Source organism: Pseudomonas nitroreducens (assembly GCF_010994165.1).
Classification (GTDB): Bacteria; Pseudomonadota; Gammaproteobacteria; order Pseudomonadales; family Pseudomonadaceae; genus Pseudomonas; species Pseudomonas nitroreducens.
This window is the reverse complement of the sequence record NZ_WMBX01000004.1, coordinates 861,682-873,368: the sequence shown is the minus strand read 5'-3', so window position 1 is coordinate 873,368 and position 11,687 is coordinate 861,682. Positions and strand designations below refer to the sequence as shown.

Annotated in this window: 11 protein-coding genes; 5 read left to right on the top strand and 6 right to left on the bottom strand. The window is 64.9% G+C overall.

Going from position 1 to position 11,687, the window contains the following annotated elements; all coding sequences use genetic code 11:
- Positions 1–492 precede the first annotated feature (492 nt).
- Positions 493–1,812, bottom strand: coding sequence for an MFS transporter (locus GJV37_RS21605; RefSeq protein WP_024766729.1), 1,320 nt, complete (start codon positions 1,810–1,812; stop codon positions 493–495).
- 260 nt (positions 1,813–2,072) lie between these two features.
- On the opposite strand from GJV37_RS21605, the gene GJV37_RS21600 reads away from it, so the two are divergent.
- Positions 2,073–2,477 carry an acyl-CoA thioesterase gene (locus GJV37_RS21600; RefSeq protein ID WP_017521585.1) on the top strand — a complete coding sequence of 135 codons (405 nt, stop codon included), beginning with the start codon at positions 2,073–2,075 and terminating at the stop codon, positions 2,475–2,477.
- Positions 2,478–2,529: 52 nt separating this feature from the next.
- Here the strand turns inward: GJV37_RS21600 and betA are convergent, their stop codons facing one another.
- From betA to betI, 3 genes are all read right to left on the bottom strand, one after another.
- Positions 2,530–4,212, bottom strand: a complete 1,683-nt coding sequence (gene betA / locus GJV37_RS21595; protein WP_024766730.1) for a choline dehydrogenase — start codon at positions 4,210–4,212, stop codon at positions 2,530–2,532.
- 128 nt (positions 4,213–4,340) lie between these two features.
- On the bottom strand, positions 4,341–5,813 hold the full coding sequence (gene betB / locus GJV37_RS21590) for a betaine-aldehyde dehydrogenase (protein ID WP_065085083.1): 1,473 nt from the start codon (positions 5,811–5,813) through the stop codon (positions 4,341–4,343).
- A gap of 46 nt (positions 5,814–5,859) precedes the next feature.
- Complete coding sequence (gene betI / locus GJV37_RS21585) at positions 5,860–6,453, bottom strand: transcriptional regulator BetI (RefSeq protein WP_024766732.1); 594 nt, start codon at positions 6,451–6,453, stop codon at positions 5,860–5,862.
- Positions 6,454–6,819: 366 nt separating this feature from the next.
- On the opposite strand from betI, the gene GJV37_RS21580 reads away from it, so the two are divergent.
- Together GJV37_RS21580 and GJV37_RS21575 are read left to right on the top strand one after the other, a co-directional pair.
- Positions 6,820–7,380, top strand: a complete 561-nt coding sequence (locus GJV37_RS21580) for an HdeD family acid-resistance protein (RefSeq protein WP_065085084.1) — start codon at positions 6,820–6,822, stop codon at positions 7,378–7,380.
- The gene (locus GJV37_RS21575) at positions 7,373–7,543 is read left to right on the top strand and encodes a hypothetical protein (protein ID WP_170858241.1); all 171 of its coding nucleotides are present in this window, start codon (positions 7,373–7,375) and stop codon (positions 7,541–7,543) included. The genes GJV37_RS21580 and GJV37_RS21575 overlap by 8 nt, the downstream gene beginning before the upstream one ends.
- Position 7,544: 1 nt before the next feature.
- On the opposite strand, the gene GJV37_RS21570 is transcribed toward GJV37_RS21575, so the two are convergent.
- Together GJV37_RS21570 and pdxR are read right to left on the bottom strand one after the other, a co-directional pair.
- Positions 7,545–8,756: a YeeE/YedE family protein gene (locus GJV37_RS21570; protein ID WP_170858240.1), complete on the bottom strand. Its 1,212-nt coding sequence runs from the start codon at positions 8,754–8,756 to the stop codon at positions 7,545–7,547.
- Between the two features lie 189 nt (positions 8,757–8,945).
- Positions 8,946–10,400 (bottom strand): MocR-like pyridoxine biosynthesis transcription factor PdxR, encoded by a 1,455-nt coding sequence (gene pdxR / locus GJV37_RS21565; protein WP_024766735.1) that lies wholly within the window; start codon positions 10,398–10,400, stop codon positions 8,946–8,948.
- A 116-nt stretch (positions 10,401–10,516) separates the two neighbouring features.
- On the opposite strand from pdxR, the gene GJV37_RS21560 reads away from it, so the two are divergent.
- Positions 10,517–10,966 (top strand): GNAT family N-acetyltransferase, encoded by a 450-nt coding sequence (locus GJV37_RS21560; protein ID WP_170858239.1) that lies wholly within the window; start codon positions 10,517–10,519, stop codon positions 10,964–10,966.
- A 12-nt stretch (positions 10,967–10,978) separates the two neighbouring features.
- On the top strand, positions 10,979–11,659 hold the full coding sequence (locus tag GJV37_RS21555) for a GNAT family N-acetyltransferase (RefSeq protein WP_193452938.1): 681 nt from the start codon (positions 10,979–10,981) through the stop codon (positions 11,657–11,659).
- Positions 11,660–11,687 lie beyond the last annotated feature (28 nt).

Here is an 11,687-nt window from a genome sequence, read left to right as displayed (position 1 = left end):
CTCGAATTCACGAGTGTTACTTGCGTTGCTGATAATCAGTCGATCATCAGTCTTACATCACAAGCACCCACACGAATTGCTTGATTCAACTTGTTAAAGAGCAGTTGGTTAAGGCTTTCATCTCAACCGAGGCGCGCATTCTACGCTAGCCTCATCTTTCGTCAAGCTTTATTTTTCGAAAATTTCTTTTCTACTCAATCGCTTGGGCTTCCGAGAAGCCAAACCTCTCATCAGCGGGAGGCGCATTCTACAGCGATCAAACTCGCTGTCAAGCACCTCGGCGACCTTCTTTTCAGCTCGCTGCCGGAGCAGCTAATGAAGAGCAGCAAGTGAATCACCTGCCTGATCACCACTCTCAACCTCTAATCTCTGTAAGTGCTTGATTTTCAAGTTCTTTCAGCGCTTCGTCGCTGGGAGTGGTGCGCATTATAGGGAGTTTAAATTGGCCGTCAACGACTAATTTAAACTTTCTGCAAAAAACTGTCCGATCGATCAGTTTATCGCCATCGCCTGCCCTGGCAGACGGCGCTCTTGGCGCAGCAGGTAGACACCTACCAACAGGCCGACCAAGCACAGCGCCACCACATAATAAGCCGGGCCCAGCGGATCCTCCTTCATTAGTAGCGCGACGACCATCGGGGTTAGGCCACCGAAGATGGCGTACGCCAGGTTGTACGAGAAGGACAGACCGGTGAAACGGACCACCGGCGGGAAGGCGTTGACCATCACATAAGGCACTGCGCCAATGACGCCGACGCACAGACCGGTAATCGCATACAGCGGGAACAACCAGTCCGGATGCGCCTTCAAGCTGGTATAGAAGGCCCAGGACACTACGCCCAGCAGGATGCTTCCAACTATAAAGGTGCGCCCCGCGCCGAAACGGTCGGCAAGGCGACCGGCCAGGATGCAACCGACGCTCAGGCAGACGATGGCCACGCTGTTGGCCTTCAGCGCGGTCGCCGCATCGAAGCCGTAAATGGTCTGCAGTACCGACGGGGTCATCAGGATCACCACCACGATGCCGGCAGACAGCACCCAGGTCAGCAGCATGGACAGCACCACCGCCGGGCGATGTTCACGCACGACCACGCCCAGCGGCACTTCCTCGGCCAGTTGCTTGCGCAGTTGCAGTTCGGCGAACACCGGCGTCTCGTGCAGCCAGCGGCGCAGGTAGACGGAAAAGAGACCGAAGATACCGCCCAGCAGGAATGGAATCCGCCAAGCGTAGCCATGGACTTCTTCCGCGCTGAAGACACTGTTGATCAGGGTCGCAACCAGCGAACCGATAAGGATGCCCGCAGTCAGACCCGACGTGAGCGTGCCGCAGGCATAGCCGACATGGCGGTGCGGTACGTGCTCGGCGACAAATACCCAGGCCCCCGGCACTTCACCACCAATGGCAGCGCCCTGGATGACGCGCAGCAGCAGAAGCGCCAGTGGCGCCCAGATGCCGATCTGCTCGTAGGTCGGCAGCAGGCCCATGATCAGTGTGGGCACGGCCATGAGGAAGATGCTGAGGGTGAACATCTTCTTGCGGCCCAGCAGGTCGCCGAAGTGCGCCATGACCACGCCGCCCAGCGGGCGGGCCAGGTAGCCGGCGGCGAACAGGCCGAAAGTCTGCAACTGGCGTAGCCACTCGGGCATGTCGGCGGGGAAGAACAGTTTGCCGACCACGGTGGCGAAGAAGACGAAGATGATGAAGTCGTAGAACTCCAGGGCGCCGCCCAGGGCGGACAAGGAAAGAGTCTTGTAGTCGCTGCGGGTCAACGGACGTGACGCGGGCGCGGCAGGAGCGTTCACAGAAGGCATGGTGCTTTTTATCTCTGCAGGCAAGGTGGCTGCGGCCGGCAGCCGCAGGTGCCGCACCATAGCAAATTGCGCGAAGACGACACAGCGGCCGCGCCCGCGGGAAAATCTCGAAGTCCTGCGGTCGTCGCACAGGGCCCTGCTTCTATATAATGCAGCCGGGCCGATCAAAAGCTGCCCCAAGGCCTTGCACCGGCAGGTGTCTTGGGAGAGTTTTTCCACAACCTCACCATGAGTACGCCGGGGGCACGAGGCCCTTACCTATGATCGAGCTTGAACAAGAAGACCCCATCCCGCAGGGCGACCTGGCCTTGCAGATCACCGCCCTGCCACGCGAAACCAACGGCTTCGGCGACATCTTCGGGGGCTGGCTGGTGGCGCAGATGGATCTCGCCGGTACCGCCATGTCCAGCCGCATTGCCGGCGGCCGCGTAGCCACGGTAGCCATCGACCGTATGGCGTTCCTGGTCCCGGTCGCTGTCGGCGCGCAGCTCTCCTTCTATACCCAGACTTTGGAAGTGGGCCGCAGCTCGATCCGCATGCTGGTCGAGGTTTGGAGCGACGACCCGCTGTCCAGCGAGTGGCGCAAGGTCACCGAGGCGGTGTTCGTCTTCGTCGCCATCGATGGCAGCGGCCGTACCCGTCCGGTTCCTCCGCGTCGTGGCTGAAAACTGAAAACGCCGGCTCTCTCGCCGGCGTTTTCGTCTCCGCTTTACGGAATCAGCGTAGCGGTTTGCCGCGCACCGGAGCACCGTTGGCCTTGTAGTAGTCGGCGGTACTGCGGGGCAGTGCCGGACGGCCGCGCACCTTATCGGCGAGCTTCTCGGCCATCATGATGGTGGTGGCGTTGAGGTTGCCGGTAATGATCAGCGGCATGATCGACGCATCGATCACCCGCAACCCTTCCATGCCGTGCACGCGGCCTTCCCCATCGACCACCGCCATGTCGTCCTCGCCCATCTTGCAGGAACAGGACGGGTGGAACGCGGTTTCCGCATGCTCGCGAATGAAGGCATCCAGGTCGGCGTCGCTCTGCTTGTCCAGGCCCGGGCTGATTTCGCGGCCGCGATAAGGGTCGAGCGCCGGCTGGTTCATGATCTCGCGAGTGAGACGGATACCGTCGCGGAACTCCTGCCAATCCTGTTCGCAGGACATGTAGTTGAACAGGATGCTCGGGTGCTTGCGCGGGTCGCGCGAGGTCAGGTTGATTCGCCCGCGACTGGGCGAGCGCATGGAACCGACATGGGCCTGGAAGCCGTGCTCGCTCACCGCGTTGCTGCCGTTGTAGTTAATCGCCACCGGCAGGAAGTGGTACTGGATGTTCGGCCACTCGAATTCCGGACGGCTGCGGATGAAACCGCCGGCCTCGAACTGGTTGCTCGCGCCCAGCCCCGTACCGAGGAACATCCACTGCGCGCCGATCTGCGGCTGGTTCCACCATTGCAGCGCCGGGTACAGCGACACCGGCTGCTTGCAGGCGTACTGCAGGTACATCTCCAGATGGTCCTGGAGGTTCTGGCCGACGCCGGGCAGGTCGTGCACGACCTCGATGCCCAGGTCGCGGAGCAAGGCGGACGGGCCGACGCCGGAGCGCTGCAGCAGTTGTGGGGAAGCGATGGCGCCAGAGCAGACCAGCACTTCGCGGCGTGCTCGGACTTCCTTCAGCGCGTTGTCATCGCCATGCAGATAGGTCGCGCCAATGGCGCGCTTGCCGCTGAACAGGATGCGGTCCGTCAGTGCATGGGTGACGATGGTCAGGTTGGGGCGCTCGCGAGCCTGGTCCAGGTAACCACGGGCGGTGCTGGCGCGCCGGCCCTGCGGGGTAACGGTACGGTCCATGGGACCGAAGCCTTCCTGCTGATAACCGTTGAGATCCTCGGTACGCGGGTAACCGGCCTGCACGCCGGCCTCGACCATGGCGTGGAACAGCGGATTGTTGCCAGCCTTGGGCGTGGTGACGCTCACCGGGCCGTTGCCGCCGTGGTAGTCGTTGGGGCCGATGTCGCGCGTCTCGGCCTTGCGGAAATACGGAAGGCAGTCGAGGTAAGTCCAGTCTTCCAGGCCCTTCTCCTGTGCCCAGCCGTCGAAATCCATGGCATTGCCGCGGATGTAGCACATGCCGTTGATCAGCGAGGAGCCGCCCAGGCCCTTGCCGCGCCCGCATTCCATGCGGCGGTTGTTCATGTACGGTTCCGGATCGGTCAGGTACGCCCAGTTGTAGCGGCGGCCCTGCAGCGGGTAGGCCAGCGCGGCGGGCATCTGCGTGCGGAAGTCGGCGCGGTAGTCCGGGCCGCCGGCTTCGAGCAGCAGGACGCTGACGTCGGCGTCTTCGGTCAGGCGGGTGGCCAGTACGTTACCGGCAGAACCGGCGCCGATGATGATGTAGTCGTATTCCTGGGACATGCAGGCCTTCCTCTTTTTCAGGCATGACACCGCCCGCGACGCGTGCGCGCCGGTGTCTGCGTGTGGGGAATGGCCGGTGGTCAGGGAGTCATGCCTGCGACCGGCCTTTCATGGCTCGATCGCGGCGATCAGAACACCGAGGTGTAGTCGCCCAGCTCTACCTGTACGGATTTGATGCGAGTGTAGTGAGCCAGGGTGGTCAGGCCGTTCTCACGACCGACCCCCGATTGCTTGTATCCGCCAACCGGCATCTCGGCCGGCGACTCGCCCCAGGTGTTGATCCAGCAGATGCCTGCTTCCAGGCGGTGAATCGCCCGGTGCGCGCGGGCCAGGTCCTGGGTGACGACGCCAGCGGCGAGGCCGTACTCGGTGTCGTTGGCGCGGCGGATGGCCTCGTCTTCGCTGTCGTAGACGAGGATGCTCATGACCGGCCCGAAGATTTCCTCGCGGACGATGGTCATGTCGTCACGGCAGTCGGTGAACACGGTCGGGGCGACATACGCGCCCTTGCCGAACTCGCCCTGGGTGACGCGCTCGCCACCGCACAGCAGGCGGGCCTTCTGTTCTTTGCCGGACTCTATATAGGAGAGCACGCTCTCCATGTGTGGAAAGCTCACCAACGGGCCGAAGTTGGTGTTTTCGTCCTGCGGGTTGCCCAGGCGAATGCGCTTCACGCGTTCCAGCACCTTAGCCTCGAAGCGCGCCTGCAGGTTGCGCGGGATGAACACCCGGGTACCGTTGGTGCACACCTGGCCGGAGCTGAAGAAGTTGGCCATGACGGCAATGTCGGCGGCGCGGTCGAGGTTGGCGTCCTCGAAGATGATCAGCGGCGACTTGCCGCCCAGCTCCATGGTGACTTCCTTGAGCGAGGAGCTGGAAGCGCTGGCCATGACCTTCTTGCCGGTGGAGGTGCCGCCGGTGAAGGAAATCTTCTCGATGGCGGGATGCTCGGTCAGCCACTGGCCGACTTCGCGGCCGCTGCCGGTGAGCACGTTGAACACGCCATCAGGAAGGCCGGCCTCGGTGTAGATCTCGGCGAGCTTGAGCACGGAAAGCGGGGTGACTTCGCTGGGCTTGAAGATCATCGCGTTACCGGCGGCCAGGGCCGGCGCGGATTTCCACAGGGCGATCTGGATCGGGTAGTTCCAGGCACCGATACCGGCGACCACGCCCAATGGCTCGCGGCGGGTGTAGACGAAGCTGGTCTCGCGCAGTGGGATCTGCTCGCCTTCGATGGCGGGCACCAGGCCGGCGTAGTACTCCAGCACGTCGGCGCCGGTGACGATATCGACGAAGCGGGTCTCGGCCAGTGGCTTGCCGGTGTCGAGGGTCTCCAGTTCGGCCAACTCGTCGTTGCGTTCGCGGAGGATGTCGACGGCGCGGCGCAGGATGCGCGAGCGCTGCATGGCAGTCATCGCCGCCCAGACTTTCTGCCCTTCCACCGCGCTCTGCACGGCGCGCTCGACGTCTTCCTTCGAGGCGCGTTGTACCTGGGCGAGGACTTCACCGTTGGCCGGATTGATGGTTTCGAAGGTGGCGCCGCTGGTGGCTTCCACGTAGCGACCGCCAATGTAGAGCTTCTGTACTTCGAATCGAGCCATGGTGCGGTGGTCCTCTCTTGTCGGTGTCAGCGCAAGGCTGCGCCCGCTACCCGGGGCGCTTGGCCAGTTGTTGGTCGAGGTAGTCGTTGGCAATTGCCAACGCCTGCTCGGTGTCGAAGGCGTCGCCCGAAAGCGCGCCCCGCAGCCAGAGGCCGTCGATCAGCGCGGCCAGCCCGCGAGCGGCGCTGCGGGCCTGGGCCAGCGGCAATTCGCGGCGGAACTGGCTGCACAGGTTCGAATACAGCCGGTGGTCATTGATCCGTTGCAGGCGACGCAGCTGCGGCTGATGCATGCTGCTGGCCCAGAACGCCAACCAGGTCTTCATGGCCGGGCCGTTGACCTGGGAGCTGTCGAAGTTGCCCGCGATGATGGCGCGCAGATGCGAACGCGGTTCGTCGTTGCGCAAGGTAGCGCGGCGCTCGGCGACGGCCTTGCTCAATGCCGACATCAAATGTCGCATCGTCGCTTCCAGCAGCCCGTTCTTGTCCTGGAAGTAGTGGCTGATGATGCCGTTGGAAACCCCCGCCAGGCGGGCGATCAGGGCGATGCTGGCGTCGCTCATGCCCACCTGGTCCACCGCCTCGAGGGTCGCGTGGATCAGCTGGGAGCGGCGAATCGGCTGCATACCGACCTTGGGCATTTTTCAATCTCCTCTTCGCCGGGCGTACCTGTGCCGTCCGGCGATACTGTGGGCCAGTCTATTCGTTTTTTATTGAACGCTCAATCAACTAAGAATATGCTGCGTTGCATCAACACCTCCAGGCGCCCGCATGGCGGGGCCCGTACCGTTCATCGCTACGCCACACTCCAACCCGCAAGGATCGCAGAATCCGCACCGGATGTGTCGTAGCCGCTCTCCCCGGTGACGTCGCCTGACGGCACCTGCCCGTTGCGACGGGCCCTTCACAGCCCGGCCCCTGCCGGGCTTTCTTTTGCCCTACGTCAGGACCTGCGCCGCGCGCCAACGACTATGGTTTCAGTCATACCCCTCGCGAGGAACGCCGCCATGCCGCAACACCCACTCTGGCAAGCCCTGGGCCGCCACTGGAAATGGATCGCCCTGCGCGGCGTCGCCGCCCTGCTGTTCGGCATCCTCGCCATGGTCTGGCCAGGTATCGTGCTGACGGTGATGGTGCTGTTCTTCGGCGCCTACGCCTTCGTCGACGGACTCTTCACCCTGATCGCCGCCGCGCAGATGCGCGAATCCGGCCGGCCCTTGTGGCCGCTAGTGCTGGTGGGAGTGCTGGGGATTGCTGCCGGGCTGGTCGCCTTCTTCTGGCCACAGCTGACCGCGCTGGGCCTGCTGATGCTGATCGCCGGCTGGGCACTGGTGATGGGCGTGCTGCAGATCATCGCGGCGATCCGCCTGCGCAAGGCGCTGCAGAACGAATGGTGGCTGGGGCTTTCCGGCGTGGTATCAGTGCTGTTCGGCGTATTGATGATCGGTAACCCGGGGGCCGGGGCGATTGCAGTGGCCTGGGTGATCGGCGCCTATTCGGTGTTCTTTGGCGTCCTGCTGATCCTGCTCGCACTGCGCCTGCGCAAGACCTCGACTTTCGATGCCTGATGAGCGGGACTGGTGCCTGCTGCGCCTGGACGACAACGGCAACCGCTTCGTCATGCGCCGCCAGCTGACCCGCGCCGAGGCCGAAGCTCTGGCGCGGGACTACCAGGCGCGCGGCCACAGGCAGACCTACTGGGCAGAGCGCGAAACGCCCCGCCCGGCCTGACTCAGCAGCCGGTCAGGCGCTCTTCCACGCGCTCGGCGGGAAAGAAGATCGGCCGCAGGCGCACCCCCACGGTATTGCCGAAGAACGCCGCGACCAGCCACAACCAGCCATGCAGACTGCCGGAGGCGATGCCGCTGAAGTACGCGCCGATATTACAGCCGTAGGCCAGGCGTGCGCCGTAACCCAGCAGCAGGCCGCCGATCACTGCCGCGACCAGCGAGCGAGCGGGAATCTTCAGGCTCGGTGCGAAGCGACCGGCGAGGCCAGCGGCCAGCAATGCACCGATCATGATGCCGAAGTCCATGACGCTGGTGACGTCCTGCCAGACCGGCGCAGCCAGCGCCTTGGCGTTGGCGTCGGCCTGCCAGAACGCCCATTGGTCGACGGCTATCCCCAGGCTTTCGAACGCCTTCGCGCCCCACAGGGCGAAAGCCGAAGTGACGCCCCACGGACGCCCGGCCAGCGCCAGGGTCGCGAAGTTCAGCAAAGCCAGTGCCACGGCGCCCCACACCAGCGGCCAGGGACCGCGCAGGAAGCGACCGGCACCGTGCTCGCCATTGCTCGCTATCAGCTCCAGCGCGCCATGGCGACGACGTTCCAGCACGACGCTGACGGCTGCAATGCCGGCAAACAGCGCCAGGCTCAGTATCAGCGCGGGGAACAGACCAAGGGACTGGACGATCGAGGTCGGCGGCAACGACGGCAGGGCGAACCACCAGCCGATATGGTGGGTGGCGATCACCGAACCGAGGATGAAGAACAGCAAGGTCACCAGCATGCGCGCATTGCCGCCGCCCACGGTGAACAGCGTGCCGGAAGCGCAGCCGCCGCCCAGCTGCATGCCGATACCGAAGATGAAGGCGCCGACGATCACCGAGGTTCCGGCCGGCGACACCAGCCCCTTCACTGGCTCGCCGAACAGCGTACCGGCCGCAAGCGCCGGGAAGAACAGCAGCACCGCGATGGCCAGCATCACCATCTGTGCGCGCAAGCCGGCGCCACGCCGTTCACGGATGAACACGCGCCAGGCGGAGGTGAAACCAAACGCTGCGTGGTAAAGGGTCAGCCCCAGCGCACCGCCGACCAGGAACAACAGTGCCTGGCGCCCGCTCACCGCCTGGGCGAGGAACAGCACGCCGGCCAGCAACAGAAGGACGGCAATCCAGAGCGCGCTGGACTTGCGCTCGGGGACGGTGGACAAGGCGAGGCTCATGGCGGCTCCGGGTTTTTCGAGAGGGGCGACAGTCTAGGGAGCGTAGTGCCTCCCGCCAACTTCGTAAGTCAGCTAAGGAAATAACCAGGTGTCAGGACACGACTTCGGGCGCATAACGCCTCAAGCGTTATCCGCCAAAACCGCCGTGCCAGGGGCCGGACGGCGGATAACCGTGAACGGTCATTCGCCCTACGCCCAGGCCTTGCGCAGTGCCTTGAGCGCCTCGGCGATCCGCGCCTCCGGCACCGCCGCGAAGCCCAGCACCAGTCCGGCACGCTGGTCTTCCGGCTCGGTGGACTCTGGCAGCCAGTAATCGCTCAGGGCATTTACCTCCACGCCGACGGACGCCGCGCGCCGCACCAATTCCAACTCTCGCTCGCGGCTATCGACCCGCACGCACAGGTGCAGGCCGGCGTCCACCGTCGGCATCGCTGCACAGCCGGCGACCTCCGGCCAGCCACGCAGCAGCGCGTCACGGCGGCTGCGAGCGGCCCGGCGCATACGACGGACATGCCGCTGGAAGTGCCCTTCGGCGATGAAGTCGGCCATCACCCGCTGGGTGCCGACTTCGGAATGACGTACATCCAGCGCCCGGCGGCGGGCAAAGGCCTGCGCCAGCGCCGGCGGCACGACGAGATAGCCCAGACGCAGCGCGGGGAAGGCGATCTTGCAGAAGGTGCCGACGTAGAGCACACGGTCATGGCGATCCAACGCCGCCAGCGGCATCAGTGGCGTGCCGCTGTAGCGGTACTCGCCGTCGTAGTCGTCTTCGACGATCCAGCCGTTGCTGCGCTCGGCCCATTCCAGCAACTCCAGACGGCGCGCCAGCGAGAGCGTTACGCCGGTGGGGTACTGGTGCGAAGGCGTGACGTAGACCAGCCGGCAATCCGGCAATTGCTCCAGTTGGTCGGTTCGCAGACCGTCCGCGTCCACCGCAACGCCATGCAGATGCGCACCCGCTGTGGCGAACGCATGCCCGGCGGCGCGGTAGCCGGGGTTCTCGATGGCTGCGCCGTCACCCTCGGCCAGCAGTACCTGCGCGCACAGCGCGATGCCCTGCTGGGCACCGCTGGTGATGATGATCTGCCCGGCGTCGCAGTGCAGGCCGCGGGTACTGCGCAGGTAGGCGGCGACCAGTTCGCGCAGGCGCTGCTCGCCGGCCGGGTCGCCGTAGCCCAGGCAGTCCAGCGGCGGATCGCGCCAGAAGCGCGCCTGCAGACGCGCCCAGGTATCGAAGGGAAAGAGATCGAAGGCCGGCACACCGACCCGGAAAGCGCGCGGCGCACCGGTGGGCGGCAGCGGCAGATGATGGCGCGCGAGGCGCTCCAGCGACGGTGCGTCGGGGCTGCGCGTTTCATTGCGCACCGTATCAACAGAGGGCTGCACCCGTTCGGCCACATAGGTTCCATCGCCAGTACGCCCCTCGATATAGCCCTCGGCGTAGAGCTGCTCGTAGGCGCGCACCACGGTATTGCGGGAAACATTCAGCGACGCCGCCAGGTCGCGGCTGGCCGGCAATCGCGAACGCGCCGCGAGGCGGCCATCGAGAATCCGCTCACGCAGCGCCTGGAACAACTGCAGCCCCAGCGGGCGCGCGGGATCGAGGCGAATACCGGACGGGTTAAAAGGCAGCGGAACACTCATGGGGCAGCTTCCAGGGCAGCGGCAATGGTTCCTTTGATTTGATCACGAATGGCTCTTTAGCAGAACCAATTCAGCGCCTAGGCTGGAAGCATTCCAACGCACACAAGGCCGTCACCATGTCTTCCGCTGTCGAGATTCGCCCGATCACCACCGATGATCACGCCGCCTGGCTGCCGCTCTGGCAGGGCTACCAGCGCTTCTACAAGACCACCATCGATGAGGCCACCAGCGCGGTCACCTGGCAGCGTTTCCTCGATACGGCCGAGCCGATGCACGCGGCCCTCGCCTGGCGCGACGGCGAGGCCATCGGCCTGGTGCACTTCATCTACCACCGCTCCTGCTGGACCCAGGGCGACTACGTCTACCTGCAGGACCTGTACGTCGCTGAAGGCCAGCGCGGCGGCGGCATCGGCGCGCAGTTGATCGAACACGTCTACGCCGACGCCCGCGCCAACGGCGCCTCGCGGGTGCACTGGCTGACCCACGAGAGCAACACCGACGCCATGTTCCTCTACGACCGGATCGCCGACCGCTCCGGGTTCGTCCAGTACCGCAAGATTCTCTGAGCCGGAGCGCCCATGAACGACCAACCCCTGCTGAACTGGCACCCCGCCGCCAGCCCCGAACGCCGCACCCTGACCGGCCGCAGCATCTACCTCGTGCCGCTGGACGTCGCCCTCCACGGCGATGACCTGTGGCTAGCGCTGCAAGGTCCGGATTCCGACCCGCTCCTGTGGGACTACCTGCCCTACGGGCCCTTCCCCGAACGCGCGCCGTTCGATGCCTGGCTGGCGGGCAACGCGGCGAGCAATGACCCGCTGTTCTTCGCCGTGATCGACCGTACGAACGGCCGCGCTGTCGGCCTGCTCAGCTACCTGCGGATCTTCCCCAAGGACGGCAGCATCGAAATCGGCCACATTGCCTACGGCCGCGTGATGCAGCGCTCGCCGGCCTCCACCGAGGCCGTGTACCTGCTGGCCAAGTGGGCCTTCGAGATGGGCTACCGCCGCCTGGAATGGAAGTGCAACGCGCTCAACGCCCGCTCCATGCGCGCCGCCGAGCGCCTGGGCTTCGTCTTCGAGGGCACTTTCCGCCAGGCTACGGTAGTCAAGGACCGCAACCGCGACACCGCCTGGTTCTCCATCATCGACAGCGAGTGGCCGCGCTGCGAGCAGGCCTTCGAGGCTTGGCTGGGTGCGTCCAACTTCGACGGCGAAGGGCGACAGCGCGCACACCTGGCAGAGCTGCGCCTGCGCTGATCTTTTCATTCTCCGGGAACTGCCTGCG